The 20,192-nt window shown below is 71.6% G+C and carries 17 protein-coding genes; 11 read left to right on the forward strand and 6 right to left on the reverse strand.

All coding sequences use genetic code 11. The features are described 5' to 3' along the window. Nucleotides 1-6 precede the first annotated feature (6 nt). From ACQEVC_RS09750 to ACQEVC_RS09760, 3 genes are read right to left on the reverse strand one after another with little or no spacing between them, the layout of a single operon-like run. Nucleotides 7-468: a hypothetical protein gene (locus ACQEVC_RS09750; RefSeq protein ID WP_432875376.1), complete on the reverse strand. Its 462-nt coding sequence runs from the start codon at nucleotides 466-468 to the stop codon at nucleotides 7-9. Then, nucleotides 465-2,180, reverse strand: a complete 1,716-nt coding sequence (locus ACQEVC_RS09755; protein WP_432875378.1) for a GTPase — start codon at nucleotides 2,178-2,180, stop codon at nucleotides 465-467. The genes ACQEVC_RS09750 and ACQEVC_RS09755 overlap by 4 nt, the downstream gene beginning before the upstream one ends. Continuing rightward, nucleotides 2,177-4,108: an ABC transporter gene (locus ACQEVC_RS09760; RefSeq protein WP_432875380.1), complete on the reverse strand. Its 1,932-nt coding sequence runs from the start codon at nucleotides 4,106-4,108 to the stop codon at nucleotides 2,177-2,179. Before ACQEVC_RS09760 ends, ACQEVC_RS09755 begins: the two co-directional genes overlap by 4 nt. A gap of 303 nt (nucleotides 4,109-4,411) precedes the next feature. Between ACQEVC_RS09760 and dnaK the strand changes: the two genes are divergently transcribed. The 7 genes from dnaK (at nucleotide 4,412) to ACQEVC_RS09795 (ending at nucleotide 11,993) form a co-directional block, all read left to right on the forward strand. Then, on the forward strand, nucleotides 4,412-6,292 hold the full coding sequence (gene dnaK / locus ACQEVC_RS09765; RefSeq protein WP_432875383.1) for a molecular chaperone DnaK: 1,881 nt from the start codon (nucleotides 4,412-4,414) through the stop codon (nucleotides 6,290-6,292). 150 nt (nucleotides 6,293-6,442) lie between these two features. Next, complete coding sequence (gene grpE, locus ACQEVC_RS09770; protein ID WP_432875386.1) at nucleotides 6,443-7,417, forward strand: nucleotide exchange factor GrpE; 975 nt, start codon at nucleotides 6,443-6,445, stop codon at nucleotides 7,415-7,417. A 140-nt stretch (nucleotides 7,418-7,557) separates the two neighbouring features. After that, nucleotides 7,558-8,745 (forward strand): molecular chaperone DnaJ, encoded by a 1,188-nt coding sequence (dnaJ, locus tag ACQEVC_RS09775; protein ID WP_432875388.1) that lies wholly within the window; start codon nucleotides 7,558-7,560, stop codon nucleotides 8,743-8,745. An 84-nt stretch (nucleotides 8,746-8,829) separates the two neighbouring features. Next, nucleotides 8,830-9,222: a heat shock protein transcriptional repressor HspR gene (locus tag ACQEVC_RS09780; protein WP_432891233.1), complete on the forward strand. Its 393-nt coding sequence runs from the start codon at nucleotides 8,830-8,832 to the stop codon at nucleotides 9,220-9,222. A gap of 504 nt (nucleotides 9,223-9,726) precedes the next feature. Next, nucleotides 9,727-10,272: a DUF4360 domain-containing protein gene (locus ACQEVC_RS09785; RefSeq protein WP_432875390.1), complete on the forward strand. Its 546-nt coding sequence runs from the start codon at nucleotides 9,727-9,729 to the stop codon at nucleotides 10,270-10,272. 250 nt (nucleotides 10,273-10,522) lie between these two features. Next, nucleotides 10,523-11,167: a DUF4360 domain-containing protein gene (locus ACQEVC_RS09790; protein ID WP_346258073.1), complete on the forward strand. Its 645-nt coding sequence runs from the start codon at nucleotides 10,523-10,525 to the stop codon at nucleotides 11,165-11,167. A gap of 187 nt (nucleotides 11,168-11,354) precedes the next feature. Beyond that, the gene (locus tag ACQEVC_RS09795) at nucleotides 11,355-11,993 is read left to right on the forward strand and encodes a DUF4360 domain-containing protein (protein ID WP_432875394.1); all 639 of its coding nucleotides are present in this window, start codon (nucleotides 11,355-11,357) and stop codon (nucleotides 11,991-11,993) included. A 375-nt stretch (nucleotides 11,994-12,368) separates the two neighbouring features. Here ACQEVC_RS09795 and ACQEVC_RS09800 read toward each other — a convergent pair whose 3' ends face one another. The 3 genes from ACQEVC_RS09800 to ACQEVC_RS09810 all read right to left on the reverse strand — a co-directional run bounded on the left by ACQEVC_RS09800 (nucleotide 12,369) and on the right by ACQEVC_RS09810 (nucleotide 14,707). Further along, nucleotides 12,369-12,800, reverse strand: coding sequence for a hypothetical protein (locus ACQEVC_RS09800; RefSeq protein ID WP_318398959.1), 432 nt, complete (start codon nucleotides 12,798-12,800; stop codon nucleotides 12,369-12,371). A 200-nt stretch (nucleotides 12,801-13,000) separates the two neighbouring features. After that, nucleotides 13,001-14,200 (reverse strand): cation:proton antiporter, encoded by a 1,200-nt coding sequence (locus ACQEVC_RS09805; protein ID WP_432875397.1) that lies wholly within the window; start codon nucleotides 14,198-14,200, stop codon nucleotides 13,001-13,003. A 6-nt stretch (nucleotides 14,201-14,206) separates the two neighbouring features. Then, nucleotides 14,207-14,707 carry a cation:proton antiporter regulatory subunit gene (locus tag ACQEVC_RS09810; RefSeq protein WP_432875400.1) on the reverse strand — a complete coding sequence of 167 codons (501 nt, stop codon included), beginning with the start codon at nucleotides 14,705-14,707 and terminating at the stop codon, nucleotides 14,207-14,209. 258 nt (nucleotides 14,708-14,965) lie between these two features. Here ACQEVC_RS09810 and clpB point away from each other — a divergent pair, with 258 nt between their 5' ends. From clpB to ACQEVC_RS09830, 4 genes are all read left to right on the forward strand, one after another. After that, complete coding sequence (gene clpB / locus ACQEVC_RS09815) at nucleotides 14,966-17,557, forward strand: ATP-dependent chaperone ClpB (RefSeq protein WP_432875403.1); 2,592 nt, start codon at nucleotides 14,966-14,968, stop codon at nucleotides 17,555-17,557. Between the two features lie 129 nt (nucleotides 17,558-17,686). After that, complete coding sequence (locus ACQEVC_RS09820; RefSeq protein WP_432875406.1) at nucleotides 17,687-18,064, forward strand: hypothetical protein; 378 nt, start codon at nucleotides 17,687-17,689, stop codon at nucleotides 18,062-18,064. Nucleotides 18,065-18,233: 169 nt separating this feature from the next. Further along, entirely contained in the window at nucleotides 18,234-18,974 is a 741-nt protein-coding gene (locus ACQEVC_RS09825; RefSeq protein ID WP_432875408.1) for a hypothetical protein, read from the forward strand. 384 nt (nucleotides 18,975-19,358) lie between these two features. Then, nucleotides 19,359-20,135 carry an SDR family NAD(P)-dependent oxidoreductase gene (locus tag ACQEVC_RS09830; protein ID WP_432891236.1) on the forward strand — a complete coding sequence of 259 codons (777 nt, stop codon included), beginning with the start codon at nucleotides 19,359-19,361 and terminating at the stop codon, nucleotides 20,133-20,135. Nucleotides 20,136-20,192 lie beyond the last annotated feature (57 nt).

The raw sequence follows: 20,192 nt of genomic DNA on the forward strand, positions 1-20,192 counted from the left end.
CCGACCCTACGCCCGAGGACGCCGGTCCAGCACGAGCAGCGCGCCGGGGCCGAGCACGCCGAGCAGCAGCGTGCCCCGGCTGGCGAGCAGATCGGCACTGCTCAGCGTGCCGATGTGCGCCAGGTGGAAGACCAGGTGCACGGTACTGAAGATCAGCAGCCCGCTCAGCACCACGGCGGTGACCCGCCGGTCGTCGAACCAGGCGGCGGCCAGCAGCATCGCGCCCAGGGTCAGGAACGCCGCCCCGACGTCGGTCATCAGATGCGAGTTGTACGGCGGGTAGCCGGCCGTCCAGGAGAGCCCGAAGCCGGGGAAGTTGTCGAAGAACCAGCGCGGTGCCAGCACGGCCGGCACCCCCCAGGAGATGTGCAGTACGCCGAGCAGCACCAGCCCGCTCCGGACCAGTACCGGCCGCCACCTGCCCGTGGTCGTCCCGCTGTGCCGCTCGCCGAGGACGCGGCGGCTCATCGGCGCCCGGCGGCGACGCCCAGCGCGGACCGTGCCTCGGCGTACGCCCGCAGCACTTCGCGGACCGGGGTCACCACGTAACCCCGGGCGGCCTCGGCCACCGCGTCGTGCATCCGGCCCTCGGCCCGCCACCGCGCCCGCCGGGCGGCCCACCTGATCACGGGCTTGACCAGCAGCGAGAGCAGTGCACCGCAGAGCAGGCCGCCGAGCAGCCCGACGGTGGGCAGCGGCGCCACCCCGACCATCGGATAGTCCAGTTCCGGCAGCCCGAGCGCGCGTACCGCGTAGCCGAGGAGCAGCCAGCCCAGGCCGATGACCGCAGTGACGGTGACCAGCCACTGCACCGCGTTGACCAGCCGCCACCAGACCGGCTGGCGGTCCACCCCGAGGTCGGTGGTGGCGACGGCCCGGTCGAGCGCGTCGGGCAGGTCGGCCAGCCGGGACCGGGCCGCCGCGGTCACCGCCGCCGGCCAGGGGCTCGGCAGCGTCGCCCCGGCCCGGTCGGCGACCGCCCGGACGGCGAGTCCGACGGCGGAGCGCTGTGCCGCGCTCGGTTCGGGTACCGAGGTCGCCGCGACCGGCGGGCGCTCGATGCCCAGCAGCCCGCCGGGTTCCGCTGGACGTTCCGGCTCGGCGGGTGCCCCGGTCAGGTGCAGCCGGCGGAGCGGGTCGGGACGGAGCCGTCGCAGGCCCCGGGCCAGCGGCCAGCCGGTCGCGGCCACCGCCCGGTGCCGGTACGCCTGCTCGGTCGCCTCGGCCACCGCCGGTACGCCGGCCGCGGCGGCCAGCGCGTCGATCAGCCGGCGGATCGTCGGCCGGTCCACGTCGTCGTCGGCCCGTCCGGGGTCGACCAGTCCGGCGAGCCCCTCGACGACCGTGTCCACGTCTCCGGAGAGCCGCCGCAGCGCCGCCTGCCGCTGCGCGACCGCCTGCTCCAGGGCGCCCCGCAGCGGTGCCGTACCGGCGTCGCCGAGCGCCGAGGTGGCGAGCACCGGTACCCCGGTGAGCTGGTCGGCGTCGACCAGCCGGCGCAGGTCGGCGAGCACCCGGGGCAGCTCGTCCGGGGACAGCCGGTCGGCCTGGTTGAGCACCACCACGGTGACGTCCCGGTGCCGGTGGAACTCGCGCAGGTAGCTGCGGTGCAGCACCTTGTCGGCGTACTTCTGCGGGTCGACCACCCAGACGACCAGGTCGACCAGGCCGAGCAGCCGGTCCACCTCGGAGCGGTGCGACCACTCCACCGAGTCGAAGTCGGGCAGGTCGAGCAGGACCAGGCCGTGCAGCGCCGCCTCGTCCGCACCGTCCAGCGCGCTCTCCCGGACGAACCGGTGCCGGGGCAGTACGCCGACCCAGTCGAGCAGCCGGGTCGCGCCGTCCAGCGGCCCCCAGACGCAGGCATGGGTGACCCCGGTGGTCGGCCGGCGTACCCCGACCGGCGACATCTCGAACCGGGCCAGCGAGTTGAAGAGGCTGGACTTGCCGCTGCCGGTGGCACCGGCCAGTGCCACCACGGTGTGGTTGCGCGAGAGTGCCAGCCGGGTGCCGGCCCGCTCGATCAGGGTGTGCGCCGCGACCAGCCGCTCGTCGGGCAGGTGGCCGTCGACGGCGCCGAGGAACCGGTTGACCGCGTGCAGGCGCTCGACCAGCCGATCCGGGTCGGCCCGCTGGTCGGGGCGGAACGCGTCCCGAACCCTGCCCAGGATGTCGGTCATCGGGCCTCCGCTCCGGCGGTCTCGGCGGCGCCGGCCCGCGCGGCGTCGACCAGCCGGGCCGCCTCGCGGAGCTGGTCGCCGTGGCCGGCGTCGACGCCGGCCGTCGCGGTGCGGGCCAGGTAGCGGGCCGCCTCCTCGTCGAACAGCCGGTCGACCATACCGAGCAGCTCGGCCCGGGCCCGGGTGGCCAGGCTGCGGGTCGCCTGGTCGCCGAAGATCGCTTCCAGTACCTTCTGCGCGGCGACCGTGGTGCCGCCGGCCGCCGCCACCTCCAGACCGGTCGGGATGAACGCGGTGGAGGCGAAGACGGCGATCATCACCGTCAGTCCGGTGGCGTTCACCGCGTACGCCGCGCTGCGGGCCACGAAACGCTTGTCGCCGCCCTGGGCGCGGACCAGCTCCAACACGCCGCGCTGCCAGTCCCGGACCAGCCGCTCGGCCCGCTCCGGCAGGTCCTCGCCCGGTCGGGACAGCTCGCTGGTGAGCAGCGCGGCGCCGGCCGGATGGGTCTGCCAGGCCGCGGCGGTCTGCTCGGCGGCCGTGGCGGCGGACTCCCGCAGCAGCGTGACGAGCTGCGACTCGATCGCGCTCCGGAGCTGGGCGTTGGGGGCGGGGCGACCGGTCACCGCGGCGACGAGCCGGTCACGGAGCTGGCCGACCCGGGCCTCCAGGGTGCGGAAGAGTTCACCGGTGCCGACGAACTCCTGCCAGCGGGCCAGCACCTCGCCGCGGAGCAGCCGGCCGTCCCGGAGGGCCTCCTCGACCGAGCGGCGGGCGCCCCGGTAGCCGCTCCGGACCCGTTCGTCCAGCGCCTGCGCGGCGTTCGCCTGCTGGTCGGCGGCGGTGGCGAGGCTGTCGACGGCCGGGCCGAGCGCGGCGACGGCGCCGTCCAGGGTCTGCCGGATCACCGCCGCCCGGGCCTCCGAGTCGGCCGCGAGCCGACCGAACCAGGAGCGCAGCGGCTCGGTCAGCCGCCCCGGCAGCAGCCCCTGCCCGTCGACCACCGTCTCCGGGAGTACGAACAGCGGCGCGGCGCCGAGCTGGTGTTCGGCCAGCATCTCGGCCAGGTGTGCGGTCACCTCGTCGGCGGCGGCCGGCGGCACCCGGTCGAGGACCAGCGCGATCGCCGTACCGCGGAGCCGGGCGGTGTGCAGGAGTTCCCAGGGCACCGCGTCGGCGTACCGGGCGGCGGTGGTGACGAAGAGCCACAGGTCGGCGGCGGCGAGCAGTTGGGCGGCGAGCGCCCGGTTGGTGTCCACCACCGAGTCGATGTCCGGGGCGTCCAGGAAGGCCAGCCCGGCGGGCAGGGCGGGCGCGGTGACCAGGTGCAGGGTCTCCGGCTGGTCGCCGGGGGTGGTGGTCCGGGTCAGCCCGGGCAGCAGTTCGCCCTGCCGGAACCAGGCCGCGTCGAGCGGGCTGCAGACCAGCACCGGCGAGCGGGTGGTCGGCCGGAGCACGCCGACACTGCTGACCCGGGCCTGGACCAGGCTGTTGACCAGGGTTGACTTGCCGGCGCCGGTCGAACCGCCGACGACCACCAGCAGCGGCGCGTCGAGCCGGGCGAGTCGGGGTAGCAGGTAGTCGGCGAGCTGCGCCCGCAGCGCCGAGCCGAGCCGGCGGGCCTCGTCCGCTCCCGGCAGGGCCAGTGGATAGGCGGTGACGTCGATCGCGGTCCGCAGCCGGGTGAGCGCCCAGCGCAGGTCAGCGGCGGCGTCGCCGCCCGGGGGCCGACCCTCCGCGGCGGCGGGGACGGTCTCGGGCGGCGTGGGGACGGTCGGGGGCACCCGGTCCACCGGGCCGGCCGGGTCGCCGGCCGGTGGGTCCCGGAGGGTGGTATCGGCCTGCTCGCGATCCGCGTCGGCGATGGGGTTTTCCGGGCCGACCAGGGGCGTGCCGAGGCCGGTGGCCGGTTCGCCGTGGGTCGTCACGGGGTAAAGACTGCCCGATCCCTGCAACACAGACAACAGGCACCGTTGCTCGCGGATCAACGCACTGCCCGCCGCCGGTTTCCTGGCCGGCTCTCCGGATCCCCACGACCACTGTCGATGCCCTGCCGTGTCGAGGCATTCGCGGTGGTGGAAGCCCTGGCACGGGTTGCGTCGATGTGACTCAAGTCCGACTTTGCGCGTACGGCGGATCGTGGCACTATTGAGCCCGGTCCACTCAACTTGCGGTGGGTGCGCTGCGGGCGGTGCCCGTCACCTGCCTTGTAACGAAGCGAGGAAGCGAAGATGGCACGTGCGGTCGGAATCGACCTCGGCACGACGAATTCCTGCGTCAGCGTTCTCGAAGGCGGTGAGCCCACCGTCATCGCGAACGCCGAGGGCTCGCGGACGACTCCTTCGATCGTCGCGTTCGCCCGCAACGGCGAGGTGCTCGTCGGTGAGGTCGCCAAGCGTCAGGCGGTGACCAACCCGGACCGGACCATCCGGTCGGTCAAGCGGGAGATGGGCACCAACTGGTCCGTCGACATCGACGGTAAGAAGTACACCTCACAGGAGATCTCCGCCCGGACGCTGATGAAGCTCAAGCGGGACGCCGAGGCGTACCTGGGTGAGCGGATCACCGACGCCGTGATCACCGTTCCGGCGTACTTCAGCGACGCCCAGCGGACCGCCACCAAGGAGGCCGGGGAGATCGCCGGCTTCAACGTGCTGCGGATCGTGAACGAGCCGACCGCGGCGGCGCTGGCGTACGGGCTGGACAAGGGCTCCAAGGAGCAGACCGTCCTGGTCTTCGACCTCGGCGGCGGCACCTTCGACGTGTCGCTGCTGGAGCTGGCCGAGGGGGTCATCGAGGTCAAGTCGACCAGCGGTGACAACCACCTCGGTGGCGACGACTGGGACGAGCGGATCATCGACCACCTGGTGAAGACCTTCCGGGGCCAGCACGGGGTCGACCTGTCCCAGGACAAGATGGCGATGCAGCGGCTGCGCGAGGCGGCCGAGAAGGCCAAGATCGAGCTTTCCGCCGCCACCACCACCAGCATCAACCTGCCGTACATCACCGCCGGCCCGGCGGGTGGCGACGGTGCCCCGTCGGCGCCGCTGCACCTCGACGTGACGCTGACCCGGGCGGAGTTCCAGCGGATGACGCAGGACCTGCTCGACCGCTGCAAGGGCCCGTTCGACCAGGCCATCAAGGACGCCGGGGTCAAGGTCTCCGACGTCGACCACGTGATCCTGGTCGGCGGCTCGACCCGGATGCCGGCCGTCTCCGAGCTGGTCAAGCAGCTCACCGGCCGGGAGCCCAACAAGGGCGTCAACCCGGACGAGGTCGTCGCGGTCGGTGCCGCGCTCCAGGCCGGTGTGCTCAAGGGCGAGGTGAAGGACGTCCTGCTGCTCGACGTGACCCCGCTGTCGCTGGGCATCGAGACCAAGGGCGGCATCTTCACCAAGCTGATCGAGCGCAACACGACCATCCCGACCAAGCGCTCCGAGGTCTTCACCACGGCCGACGACAACCAGCCGTCGGTGCTGATCCAGGTCTTCCAGGGCGAGCGGGACATCGCGGCGTACAACAAGAAGCTCGGCACCTTCGAGCTGACCGGCCTGCCGCCGGCGCCGCGCGGTGTGCCGCAGATCGAGGTCACCTTCGACATCGACGCGAACGGCATCGTGCACGTCAACGCGAAGGACCTCGGCACCGGCAAGGAGCAGTCGATGACGATCACCGGCGGCTCGGCGCTGCCGAAGGACGACATCGAGCGGATGATGCGGGACGCCCAGGACCACGCCGACGAGGACAAGCGGCGCCGGGACGAGGCGGAGACCCGCAACCAGGCCGAGCAGCTCCAGTGGCAGACCGAGAAGTTCCTCGCCGAGAGCGGGGACAAGCTGCCGGCCGAGCCGCGCGACAAGATCAACGAGGCGCTCGGTGACCTGCGCTCCGCGCTCGGCGGGACCGACCTGGAGAACGTCAAGTCGGCCCACGAGAAGCTGCTCAAGGTCTCCCAGGAGGCCGGCTCGCTGCTCTACGCGCAGCAGCAGGCCGAGCAGCCGGGGCAGCCGGGTGCCGCCGACGCGGGCCCGGAGGCCGGGCCGACCGGTGCCAAGGGCGGCGCCGACGACGTGGTGGACGCGGAGATCGTCGACGAGGACGACAAGAAGTGAACCTTTTTCGACCTGAATCGCGCGGCGCTCACGCACCGCATCCGACCCTGCGGTCCGTCGGACCGCGAGGGAAGGTTGAAAAAGGTTCAGTGACGACGCGTTCTCCGCGTACCCGGGCTGGCCGTAAGCACAACGGATCGAGGTAGCTGAATGACGGACAAGCCACGAGCCGCCGAGCCGGAGTCCACCGGATCGGCGCCGGGTGGCTCCGCGCCCGCCGGCCCTGCCTCGGGCACGGACGGCGAGGGCGTCGTCATCCGGAACAACCGGAAGATCAACCCGACCGGCGACCAGCCGGGCTCGGGCGGTACGACCGACGGGACCACCCTGGCGGCGAAGGATCCGAACCCGGATCCGGAGCCGCCGGGTGACACCGAGCCGGTGGTGGCCGCCGGAGAGGTGGACGACACCGCGTCGACAGGTGCCGCGGCCTCGGTCGACGACGCGAAGTCGGCCGAGGGCGGGCCGGAGGTGACGGACGACGCGACCACCGGTCCGGGCGACGCGACCGTCGACGACTCCGGTGCGGCGACCACCGACCCGGCCACCCCGGTGGTCGACGACACCGAACTCGCCGAGGTGCTGGCGGCGGAGCGACCGTCCGGCACGGACGGACCGGTGGTGGACGCCCCGGCCACGCCGGTCATCGAGACCACCGCCGACGTCGACGGGCGGGGCCCGCTCGGCGCCGAACTCGCCGCGCTGCGGGCCGAGCTGGACGAGCGGACCAGGGACCTCCAGCGGGTGACCGCGGAGTTCGCCAACTACCGCAAGCGGATGGACCGGGAGCGGGCCAGGGACGCGGACCGGGCCACCCGGGTCGTACTGGCCGCGCTGCTGCCCGTACTCGACGACCTGGATCGGGCCCGCGAGCACGGCGACCTGGTCGGGCCGTTCGGCACGGTGGCGGAGCAGTTGAACACCGCCCTGGCCAAGTTCGGGCTGACCCCGTTCGGCGAGAAGGGCGACCCGTTCGACCCGAACCAGCACGAGGCGGTCGCGCACCAGACCTCGGCCGAGGTCACCGAGCCGACCTGTGTCGAGGTGTTGCGCCGCGGCTACCAGGTCAACGATTCGCTGCTGCGGCCCGCGCTGGTCGCGGTGGCCGATCCGGAGCCGGAGTGAACGCTCCGGCGGTGGAGGAAACCGGGTCGAAGCGAGGTTGAGCCGGTGCGTCGCGGTCGAGGTGCCACCCGTACGCCGTCCGTCGGACGGGGTGCGGGCGGCACCTCGACCGCGCCACAGGGGAAGGAGGTGGACGACCGATGAGTTCCAAAGACTGGCTGGAGAAGGACTTCTACGCCGTACTGGGGGTGGCCAGGTCCGCCTCTCCTGACGAGATCAAGAAGGCCTACCGCAAGCTGGCCAGGGAATCGCACCCGGACCACAACCCGGGTGACGCCCAGGCCGAGGAGCGGTTCAAGGCCGTCTCCGAGGCGTACGACGTGCTCGCCGACGCGCGCAAGCGCAAGGAGTACGACGAGATGCGCTCGCTCTTCGGGTCGGGCGCGTTCCGCCGCAACGCCCGGTCGGGCGGGCCCGGCGGATATCCGTTCGACGTCTCGGACCTCTTCGGCGGGGTTGGCCAGCCGGGCGGTGCGGCCGGCGGGGACCGTCGGTTCGGTGGGGCGGGCTTCTCCGACCTGTTCAGCTCGATCTTCTCCGGCGGGGGGCCCACCCGGACCCGTGGCCCGGCCCGTGGTCGCGACGTGGAGGCCGAGGTGATGCTCGACTTCGACGACGCCGTACGCGGGGTGACGGTGCCGTTGACGCTGCGCGCTCCCGGTGTCTGCGACACCTGCCACGGTGACGGAGCCAAGCCGGGCACGCTGCCCCGGACCTGCCCGCAGTGCCGGGGCGCCGGAGTCGTCACCCGCGACCAGGGCTCGTTCAGCTTCTCCGAGCCGTGCCGGGAGTGCCAGGGCGTCGGCACGATCGTGGACGAGAAGTGCCCGGAGTGCCGGGGCACCGGCGGGGTGACCAAGTCCCGCACGCTCAACGTGCGGTTTCCGGCCGGGGTCGCGGACGGCCAGCGGATCCGGCTCGCCGGCCGGGGTGAGCCCGGTGACCGGGGCGGCCCGCCCGGCGACCTGTACGTCCTGGTCAAGGTCCGCGAGGACGACCTCTTCGGGCGCAGCGGCGACGACCTGACCCTGACCGTGCCGATCACCATCGCGGAGGCGGTACTCGGAACGGACCTGCGGGTGCCCACGCTGGACTCGGCGGTGACCCTGCGGGTGCCGCCGGGCACCCCGAGCGGCCGTACGCTGCGGGCCCGGGGCAGGGGTGTGCTGAGGCGGGACGGCCAGGCCGGTGATCTGCTGGTGACCGTGGAGATCGTGGTCCCCGAGCAGCTCTCCCCGGAGGCCAGGAAGGCGCTGGAGGAGTTCGCCGCGCAGACTCCGGCGGCGGCACGGGAACATCTCGACGCCCGGGTGCGTCGTTTCAACTGAGCTGTTGGCAACGCGGAGGTGATCAAGGTGGCCGAGGAGTACGTCGTCGTCTCGATCGAGCAGGCGTCCGACGCCAAGGTTCTGATGATCTCGGTCGCGGCCCGGATGGCCGGCATGCACCCGCAGACCCTGCGCCAGTACGACCGGATGGGGCTGGTGCAGCCCGGTCGCGCCCCGGGCGGCGGTCGCCGGTACAGCGCCCGGGACGTCGCGCTCCTCCGCGAGGTGCAACGGCTCAGTCAGGACGACGGTGTCAACCTGGCCGGCATCAAGCGGATCATCGTGCTGGAGCAGATGGTCGACGAACTCCAGCAGCGGATCGCCGGCCTACAGGCCGAGCTGGAGGCCGCCTATCGCCGGGTGGCCGAGCTGGAGGCGCTCGGCGGGCTGCCCCGCCGGGACCTGGTGCCGACCAGCCGGCCCTCGACCGCGCTGGTGGTCTGGCGCCCCCGCCGCACCACGGACCCGTCGGCCTGACCTCTCCGGCTGCTCCGAAACCACTACGCCGGGTGTTTCGGGAACATTACGCCCGATTCTCGGAATCCGTTAGCCAGAAGGCTCGGAAACCATTACCCCGGGGAGCCCGGGAGGCTTCACCGTACATAGCGGTGGCGTCGGAGTCCGTTGTACCGCCGGTCTCCGGCATCTTTCTCCGTACGCCCCCGGCGAAGGTCATGAAGCGTCTTGTCCATCCGGCCTGGTCCGGGTAAGGGGTGGCGGGCCGCCGAGTCGTGTCTTGATGCCGCGCTATGACGCGGCTCTGCGGATGCTTGTGACCCGAGCGAAGGAATTGATCAACAGTTTCCGGAATGTGCACGGTTACAAGATTGTTTAATTGACGGCTATCAATGTTCTGACTATGGTGGGCTGCGGGCGCGACCGCATCGCGACGACCGGAAGGGAACTACCATGTCCAACGTGATGGCTGTCGGCGGCGTACTCGCGGCATTGTTTGCCTCGACGGTAGCTACCGAGCCTTTGGTGACTCCTGCCGAGAGGGTCACCATCAGCGTGGAGACCGTCAATGGATCGGGCTGCCCGGCGGGGACGGCCGAGGTGAGCACCGCAGCCGACAACACGGCCTTCACGGTGAGCTACAGCGACTACTTCGTGCTGGCCGGTGCCGGGGCGAAGCCGACCGAGTTCAGGAAGAACTGCCAGCTCAATCTGCGGGTCAACATCCCACAGGGGCTCACCTTCGCGGTGGCCCAGGTGGACCTGCAGGGCTTCGCGTACCTCCAGCGGGGAGCCAGCGGTTCGCAGCACTCGCACTACTACTGGATGGGCAGTTCGTCGACCGCGCAGACCAGCCACGAGTTCACCGGGCCGTACAGCGGTGGCTGGCGTACCTCCGACCGGGCCGCTGCCCTGGTCTACGCACCCTGCGGTGAGGCGCGCAACCTCAACGTCAACACCGAACTGCGGGTCGACGGCGGCGGCGCGGACAACGGCACGAGCTTCATGACGATGGACTCGAGCCGGGGCAGTGTGCGCAGTGTCTACCACCTTAGCTGGAAAGAGTGCTGACCACGCCGTCGTAAACGCGTCCCCCGACGGCGGTCTGTCGGGTTAGCGCGAATCAGGGCCCCCGGGCCGGCCGATGGAATTGTGAATGTCCATCGAGCCTGGCCCGGGGGCCCTGTGTATTCGGTTGCGGGTCGCAGTACCACCCTTTCGGCTATTACGCATTCAACTTTAAGACATTGACGGGGTTCAATAAATAGAGTTAAGGTGTGCCTGCGCGCGCGACATTATCGCCACGATCGGGAGGGAACCCATGATCAGTGTGCTGGCCATTGGCAGTCTCGTTGCCTCGATGCTCGGCGGGATTGTCATCCCGACGGATCCGCCCGTGGAGCCTCCGGACGAGCAGATTGTCATCGAGGTTATTACCATCAATGGTTCGGGTTGCCCGGCCGGGACCGCGGCCGTCGCGGTCGCCCCCGACAACACCGCCTTCACGGTGACCTACAGCGACTATCTCGCCCAGGTCGGCGTGGGGGCGCGGCCGACCGACGCCCGGAAGAACTGCCAGTTGGCCTTGCAGGTGCACGTCCCGGAGGGCTTCACCTACGCCATTCTCCAGGCCGACTACCGCGGCTACGCCTACCTGGCGAACGGTGCGACCGCGGTGTCAAGGGCGAACTACTACTTCCAGGGCTCCTCGCCGACGACGTACAAGAACCACAACTTCAGCGGCCCGCTGGACGACAGTTGGCAGACGACCGACACCTCCGAGCTCACTTCGGTGAGCTACGCGCCCTGCGGCGAGATGCGCTTCCTCAACATCAACACCGAGCTGCGGGTGAACGTCGGGACGTCCAACCCGGCGACCACCACCAGCTTCATGGCGATGGACTCGACCGATGGTGGCATCAACACCATCTACCACTTCGCATGGAAGAAGTGCGAAGAGTCCTGACGTGAAGCCTCCGGGTTGGGATGCGGGAATCTGCTCCGGCATCCCGGCCCTGGGGACGGGGCCCGCCCGGTCGGCGTTGTCCGGGCCGTGCGGGCACCGGCGAAGAGGGCCATCCGATCGATGGATGACGTTTGATACATCGCGCGGGCAACGGCTCGCGCGACGGTGACCGAAGGGAGCCCCGGAAATGTTGCACACATTAGTCATCGGCAGCCTGGCGGCGTCGTTAATGGGTCTGCCGGTACTCGCCGATCCCGTACCGACCACGAATCCGCCGGCAGAGCGCATCACGATCGAGATCGTGACGGTCAACGGGTCGGGTTGCCGGCTCGGCACGGCGGCGGTCGCCACGGCGCCGGACAACACCGCCTTCACGGTGACCTACAGCGACTATCTCGCCCAGGCCGGCGCGGGTACCGCGCCGACCGACTTTCGGAAGAACTGCCAACTGGTCCTCAAGGTGAACGTCCCGGGTGGCTTCACGTACGCGATCGGGCAGGCCGACTACCGCGGCTTCGCCCATCTCGAACGCGGTGCCAGCGGCATGCAGCGGGCGAGCTACTACATCCAGGGGACGTCGCCGACGGCGGCCGAGTCGCACTCCTTCGCCGGCCCGGTCAGTGACAGCTGGCAGACGACCGACGTCACGGACGTGGCCTCGCTGGTCTACGCCCCCTGTGGCGAGGTACGGCTGTTCAACATCAACACGGAGCTGCGGGTGAGTCGGGGTACGTCGGACCCGAAGACGACCAGCTTCATGATGATGGATTCCACCGACGGCGGCGTCAGCACGACGTACCACTTCAACTGGATGCGGTGCGAGTAGACCTCGCCGGGACCGGGTCCCGGCGTGCCCGAGCCAGGGCGACATCCACGCGCACCGGTACGGCAGCCGCCGTCCGGCGTCGCGACGGTTCAAGCGAAGAACTCGGCTGGCGCTCGTCGAGAGGTGCTTCGAGCGCCAGCTCTTCCTGCCGGACCTCCGGGGCGGTGACCCGGAAGGGTCCGTCTCCCGTCCCGCTGCCCGTTTTCCGGCACACGGGACCGGTGAGATCAGTAACCTGACCCGTGGTGCGGCTCCCGCAGATCGTGGTCCTCCGGTACGCAGGTCAGGTCCCGTGCTCCGCACCGGCACCAGAGGTGGCCGGTGGTCCGGGGTCCACGGGGGGTCCCGGCCCACCGCTCGTCCGGTCGACCCGGGTCAGCTCAGCCGGCGGGACTGCCGGACCAGGCCGCCCTCGCACCAGTCGCGGTAGTCGAACAGCTCCGGCCTGGCCTGGAGCATCCGGGTGTTGTGCGCCCAGATGACCATCGGCTCGTCGCCGAGCCGCTCGGCCTGCTCGACCAGCTTCCGCAACCGCCGCTTCGGATGGGCCTGGAACTTGGTCCGGATGCCGTCCGCGGCATAGATGTAGAGGCAGTGCAGCGCGAACCGGCGGGCCGGACACGACCGGTCCATCGCCAGCTCGAACAGCGTGCCGATCAGCCGGTCGCCGGAGACCAGCAGGTCCCAGTCCTTCGGCATCGTATGCAGCGGGACCGAGTCCGGCTCGTAGGCCCAGGCACGAAGCTCGGTGGGGGACGGGTCTACCGGGTTGGCAAAGCCCCGGAACGCAGAGTCCTGCACGCTCAACGGGCCGCCTTTCCGCTCGCACGGCTGCCGGGCACCCCGGCCCCCGCAAGACCTGTGGCTACTGCGGCGACACGGTAACGCGCTGTTGCCAACCTGCGAAAGGGCCGCCACGTGCTATTTCATCAACCCGTTACGCGTTGGTGGAACCGGCCGAACGGTGATCCCGATATGTGGAGCGCGGCACCCCGCCGCGCCCCAGCTCACTCCGCCGCCGGAGCCGGTGTCGGCGCGGCGGCGGACCGACGCAGCCACCGCTTGAACCAGCCGAAGTCGGGCAGCCGGGCCAACATCGGACCGGTGATCACCGTGATCAACACGTACGCGGTCGCCAGCGGACCGAGTTGCGGATTGACCACGCTGGTGGTGACGGCCAGCCCGGCGATGACGATGGAGAACTCGCCGCGCGGCGACAGCGCCAGTCCGGTCCGCCAGCGGCCCGGGCGCCCGATGCCGACCCGTTTCGCCGCCAGGTAACCGGTCAGCACCTTGGTGGCCATGGTGACCACGGCCAGCGCGAGCGCCGGCAGCAGCACCGGCGGGATGGCCCGGGGGTCGGTGTTCAGGCCGAAGAAGACGAAGAAGACGGCGGCGAAGAGATCGCGCAGCGGCGAGAGCAACTCCGTCGCGTTGTGTGCCACCGGACCGGAGAGCGCGATGCCGACCAGGAAGGCGCCGACCGCCGCCGACACCTGGAGCCCGGCCGCGAGGCCGGCGACCAGCAGGGTCAGCCCGAATACGCCGAGCAGCAGCGCCTCCGGGTCCCGGGCGGAGAGCATCCGGGAGATGAAGTTGCCGTGCCGGATCGCCACCACCAGCACCAGGACCACGGTGAAGACCGCGATGGCCAGCGCGATACCCCCGCCGAGCAGGCTCTGACCGCTGAGGATCGCGGTGACCAGCGGCAGGTAGAGCGCCATCGCGAGGTCCTCGATGACCAGCACCGACAGGATGACCGGAGTCTCCCGGTTACCGAGTCGGCCGAGGTCGGCCAGTACCTTGGCGATGACGCCGGACGAGGAGACCCAGGTGACCCCGGCCAGCACGACCGCACCGACCCAACCCCAGCCGAGCAGCAGCCCGAAAGCCGCCCCCGGCAGCGCGTTGAGCAGGCCGTCGACCAGCCCGGCCGGCGCCGCGGCGCGCAGGTTGCCGACCAGTTCGTCGGCGGAGTATTCCAGGCCCAGCATGACCAGCAGCAGGATCACACCGATCTCGGCGCCGACCTCGAAGAATTCCTCGCTGGCCGAGAGCGGAACCAGCCCGCCGTGCCCGAAGGCGAGCCCGGCGAGCAGATAGAGCGTGATCGGTGAGAGCCCGATCCGCCGACTGAGCCGGCTGAGTAGTCCGAGGACGAACAGCAGCGCACCGACCTCGATGAGCAGGACAGTGGTGTGATGCATCTCCCGTCAGCCGTCCGGGTCGGTCTCGGCGAGGATCGCGGTGACACCGTCGAGTCCCTGGCGGGTGCCGACCACGACCACGACATCGCCGGCCTCGAACCGGAAGGTCGGATCGGGTGAGGCGATCACCTCGCGTTCCCGGAGGACAGCGACGATGGATGCGCCGGTACGGGTGCGGGTCTGCGTGTCGCCCAGCCGCCGGCCGACGTACCGCGAGCCGGCCGGGATGGCAATCTGCTCGGTGAGCAGCCCGGCGGCCTGCTGGCGCAGCCCGGAGAGCTGGCCCAGCATCAGCGAGGCGCCGAGAATGTCGGCCAGCGCCTCCGCCTCGTCGTCGGTGAGGGGGATATCGGCGGTGCAGGAGTCCGGATCGTCGGGGTCGTACAGCACCAGATCCCGTCGGCCGTTGCGATGCGTGACCACACCGAGCCGGCGTCCGGAGGCGGTGACCACGTCGTGGCGTACGCCGATCCCGGGCAACGCCGTCTGCTCCACACGTACTCGCACGTAACCAACCGTACCCGTTTGTCGATCGAGGGCCGGTACCGGCGTCCGACGGGCAGGGCGGGCGGAACGTATCTTCGGTCGGGCGAGGCCGGCACCGGCTGAATGTGACCGACGTCATGCCTGGAGACTTGAGTGGAATAGACTCAACTCTGGTTGTGTCGTTCGTACTGGAGGTGGTGTCGCCGGGCGGCGGCGTCACCGCCCGCCACGCTGCCGATGCCGGCCCGTCCCACGGCCGGCGGACCGTATTGGGAGCCCATGAACGCCGAACGTCTCACCACGAAGAGCCGCGAAGTCATCACCGGCGCCGTCGCGACGGCGAACCAGCGCGGCCACGCCACCGTCGAACCGTGGCACCTGCTGCTGTCCCTGCTGGACACCGGCGGGTCCACCGCCGCCGGGCTGCTGCGGGCGGTCGGGGCGAATCCGGCCGACATCCGGCGGGCCGCCGCCCGGGCCGTGGAGAACCAGCCGGCCGCCCGGGGATCCAGTGTCGCCGAGCCGAGCCTGTCCCGCGAGTTCGTCAACGCGATCGGCGCGGCCGAGCAGATCGCCCGGCCGCTCGGCGACGAGTACACCTCGACCGAGCACCTGCTGGCCGGGCTGGCCCGGGTCGGCGGCGCGGTCGCGAACACCCTCAAGCAGGCCGGCGCCACCGAGGAGAACCTGGTCGCCGCCTTCCCCGCGGTACGCGGCGGCGACCGCCGGGTGACCACCGCCGACCCCGAGCAGACCTACCAGGCGCTGGAGAAGTACGGCGTCGACCTGACCGCGAGCGCCCGGGACGGCAAGATCGACCCGGTGATCGGCCGGGACGCCGAGATCCGCCGGGTGGTCCAGGTGCTCTCCCGGCGTACCAAGAACAACCCGGTGCTGATCGGTGAGCCGGGCGTCGGCAAGACCGCGATCGTCGAGGGGCTGGCCCAGCGGATCGTCGCCGGTGACGTCCCCGAGTCGCTCCGGGACAAGAAGCTGGTCTCGCTCGACCTCGGCGCGATGGTCGCCGGTGCGCAGTACCGGGGGCAGTTCGAGGAGCGGCTGAAGTCCGTGCTGGAGGAGATCAAGAACTCCGACGGCCAGGTCATCACCTTCCTCGACGAGCTGCACACCGTGGTCGGCGCCGGCCGGGGCGAGGGCTCGATGGACGCCGGCAACATGCTCAAGCCGATGCTGGCCCGGGGCGAGCTGCGGATGGTGGGCGCGACCACCCTCGACGAGTACCGCGAGCACATCGAGAAGGATCCGGCGCTGGAGCGGCGCTTCCAGCCGGTGCTGGTCGGCGAGCCGACCATCGAGGACACCATCGGCATCCTGCGCGGGCTCAAGGAGCGCTACGAGGTGCACCACGGCGTACGCATCACCGACGCCGCGCTGGTCGCCGCCGCCAGCCTCTCCGACCGGTACATCACCGAACGGTTCCTGCCGGACAAGGCGATCGACCTGGTCGACGAGTCCGCCTCCCGGCTCCGGATGGAGATCGACTCCCGGCCCACCGAGGTGGACGAGATCGAGCGGGCGGTACGCCGGCTGGAGATCGAGGAGATGGCGCTGGCCAAGGAGCCCGACCCGGCCTCGGCCGAGCGGCTCGAACGCCTCCGCAAGGAGCTGGCCGACAAGCGCGAGCAGCTCACCGCGCTCAGCGAACGGTGGCGGCTGGAGAAGGAGCACATCACCCGGATATCCACCGCCAAGGAGGAGCTGGAGCGGCTCGGCGGCGAGGCCGAGCGGGCCGAGCGGGACGGCGAGCTGGAACGCGCCGCCGAGCTGCGCTACGGCCGCATCCCGGAGCTGAAGGCCGCACTGACCCGGGCCGAGGGCGAACTGGCCGGGTTGCAGGCCGACGGGGCGATGCTCAAGGAGGAGGTCGGCGCCGACGACATCGCCGCGGTGGTCGCCTCCTGGACCGGCATCCCGGCCGGCCGGCTGATGGAGGGCGAGACCGCCAAGCTGCTCCGGATGGAGTCGTCGCTCGGCGCCCGGGTGGTCGGCCAGGCCGAGGCGGTCGCCGCGGTCTCCGACGCGGTACGCCGGGCCCGCGCCGGGGTCGCCGACCCGGACCGGCCCACCGGCAGCTTCCTCTTCCTCGGCCCCACCGGCGTCGGCAAGACCGAGCTGGGCAAGGCGCTCGCCGAGTTCCTCTTCGACGACGAGCGGGCCATGGTCCGGATCGACATGAGCGAGTACGCCGAGAAGCACTCGGTGGCCCGGCTCGTCGGCGCCCCGCCCGGGTACGTCGGGTACGAGGAGGGCGGGCAACTCACCGAGGCGGTGCGCCGCCGGCCGTACTCGGTGATCCTGCTGGACGAGGTGGAGAAGGCCCATCCGGACGTCTTCGACGTACTGCTCCAGGTGCTCGACGACGGCCGGCTCACCGACGGCCAGGGGCGTACGGTCGACTTCCGCAACGCCATCCTGATCCTCACCTCCAACCTCGGCTCGGCGGTCGTCTCCGACCTGACCCTGGGTGAGGAGGAGCGCCGGGAGGCGGTGCTGGCGGTGGTCCGCTCGCACTTCAAGCCGGAGTTCCTCAACCGGCTCGACGACATCGTGGTCTTCGCCTCGCTCACCGGGCAGGAACTGCGCGGGATCGTGGACATCCAGCTCGACCGGCTGCGGCGGCGGCTCGCCGACCGGCGGCTCGGCCTGGACGTCACCGACCCGGCCCGGAGTTGGCTGGCCGAGCACGGTTACGACCCGATCTACGGTGCCCGGCCGCTGCGCCGGCTGGTGCAGTCGGCGATCGGGGACCGGCTGGCCAGGGCGCTGCTGGCCGGCGAGGTGCGGGACGGCGACACCGTCCGGGTCGACCTGGCGGACACCAAGGAAGGTCTGACCGTCGTCCGGGTCTGAGGACACCTCCGGCGGGGCCGGCCCGACCCCATGGCGGACCGGGCCGGCCCCGCCGTCCGTCGGTGAGCCCGAGCGCTCCGGCGCCCTGCCGGCGAGCGCTCCGGGCCGGGCCGGGTCACCATTGGTGGCATGACCGAGTTTCCGGGACGGGCCGACGACCTGACGACGGCGGTACGCGAGCTGGCCGGCGCCGACGTCGTCGCGTTCGGCGGGGTGGGGCTCGCCGGGCAGGTGCTGGTGCCGACCGAGGCGTACCGGACCGTCGAGGCGGCACTGCCCGACCGGGCCGAGGAGATCCGTCCCCGGCTGACGTGGTTGCTGGCGAACGGCTCGGCCGCCGGCAAGGCGTACGCGGCGACGCTGCTCGACCGGCTGGACCCGGCGGCCGCCCGGGAAGCCTGGCGGGGACTGCGCGGTGACCCGGCCGAGCTGACCACCTTCAGCGGCTGCCTGATGGACCAGACGACCCTCGGCGAGTACGCCGCCGCCCGGCTCGACCAGGACTGACACCGGTCCGGCCGGGTCCCCGCCGCACCGGCGGCGGTTCACCCCCGGTCGACGGGACCGATACCGATACGGTGGTCCGGAATCTGGGAGTTTCGATCCGGGAACACTCGACCCGCACAAACCGGTCCCGGGACCCCGAGCCGGGGACCCGAGCCAGGAAAGGAGAGCCGTGTCGGAACCAGCCAATCCCGCGCCGACCGCGAGGCCGCGCCCGGGCACCGTCACCAACGCCAGCTATCTGCTCTATCTGGCGGCCGCCCTGATCGCCGTCTCGGCGGCGGTCAGCCTCGCCACGCTCGGCACCGTCTCGACCGTCTTCCGTGAGGAGTACGCCGGCACCTCCGCCGAGGGCACCGAGGGCTTCGCCGTCGGCGCCACCGTGTTCAGCGCCGTGCTGCAACTGCTGATCGCCGTCGGCCTGGTGGTGCTGGCTCTGCTGAACAACCAGGGCCGCAACGGCGCCCGGATCGCCACCTGGGTGGTCGCCGGGATCGGAGTCTGCTGCACCGGGTTCGGTGCCGCTGGCACGGCGCTCTCCGGGATGGGCACCGGCGGCGGCTCCACAGGGGACCTTCCGGACGGGGCCGAGATCCAGCGCCGGCTCGAGGCGGAGTTGCCCTCGTGGAGCGGGCCGCTCACGCTGGTCTGCTCGATCGTCGCACTGCTGGCGCTGATCGCCGCGATCATCCTGCTCGCACTGCCCGCGTCGAACGAGTTCTTCCGCAAGCAGCCGGCCGGCTGGGAGCCGCCGGTGCCGGGCGCGGCGTACCCGGGCCAGCCGCCCTACCCGGGCCAGGGGCCGACCTCCGGCACCGATCCCGGGTACCCGCAGTATCCGCCGGCCGGACCGCCGTCGAATCCGCCCGGCAACCCGCCGACGAACCCGCCCCCCAACCCACCGGCGAGCTGAATTCCCGCACACGGATCCCCCGGTCGGCACCGGCCGCCGGGGGATCCGGCACGTCCGGCAGCCGGCGGCGACCGGGGGTACGGCGGGTGCGGCGGTCGGCGTCCGAGCGCGCCGCCGAAGCCTGTCGCCGCCCGTGACGGTCTTTTCCGATTCGAGCCGCTCCGCTACGTTGTGGGAGCGGTACCGCCGCTGCGGTAGGCCCCGCAGGTGCGGCCGCACGGTGTGCCCCGCGTCGCGGTCCGCCTCGACCCGTGCCCGGTCCCGCCGTACGCCAGCGAAGTCGTCGAGGTGAGGAAGTCAGTGGCAGAAGCCGTTTCCCCGTCGGACGCCGACTCCGACGCCGGTCGGCCTTCCGGGGCGGGCCGGAGCGGAACCCGCCGCGCCCTGATCACCGGCGCCACGGCCGGGATCGGCGCCGCGTTCGCCCGGCGGCTCGCCGCCGACGGGTACGACCTGCTGCTGGTGGCCCGGGACGGCGAACGGCTCACCGAGTCCGCCGCCGAGCTGACCGCCCGGCACGGCAACACGGTCGAGGTCCTCTCCGCCGACCTGGCCACCGACCAGGGGTGCGGCTCGGTCGAGGAGCGGCTCTCCGACGCGTCGGCGCCGGTCGACATGCTCGTCAACAGCGCGGGGATCAGTCTCAACCGCTCCTTCCTGCACTCGACCGTCTCCGACGAGTCCCGGCTGCTCCGGCTGAACGTGCACGCCGTGCTCCGGCTGACCCTCGCCGCCCTGCCCGGGATGACCGAGCGGCGCCACGGGGCAGTGATAAATGTCTCTTCCGTCGCGGGCTTCGGGCCGGTCATGCCCGGGTCGACGTACCCGGCCAGCAAGGCGTGGGTGACCAACTTCAGCGAGTCGGTGGCCCAGTCGGTCCGGCCGATGGGCGTACGGGTGATGGCGCTCTGCCCCGGCTACACGCGTACCGAGTTCCACGACCGGGCCGGTATCAACATGTCGAAGACGCCGGACTGGATGTGGCTACGCGCCGACGACGTGGTGCGGGACGCCCTTCGTGACCTGGATCGGGACCGCATGGTCAGCGTCCCGGACTGGCGGTACAAGGTGGCGGTCTTCGGCCTGCGGCACGCGCCGGGCCGGATCTGGCGGGCGGTGGCCAAGGACGCCCGGGGCCGGACCGGTCGCGGAGAGTTGTGATCCGGCCGCACGACGCGGTTCCGGCGCTCCTACGGCTGCGATGACGACGGCGCGCGT

The organism is Plantactinospora sp. CA-294935, from assembly GCF_050936445.1.
Lineage (GTDB): Bacteria > Actinomycetota > Actinomycetes > Mycobacteriales > Micromonosporaceae > Plantactinospora.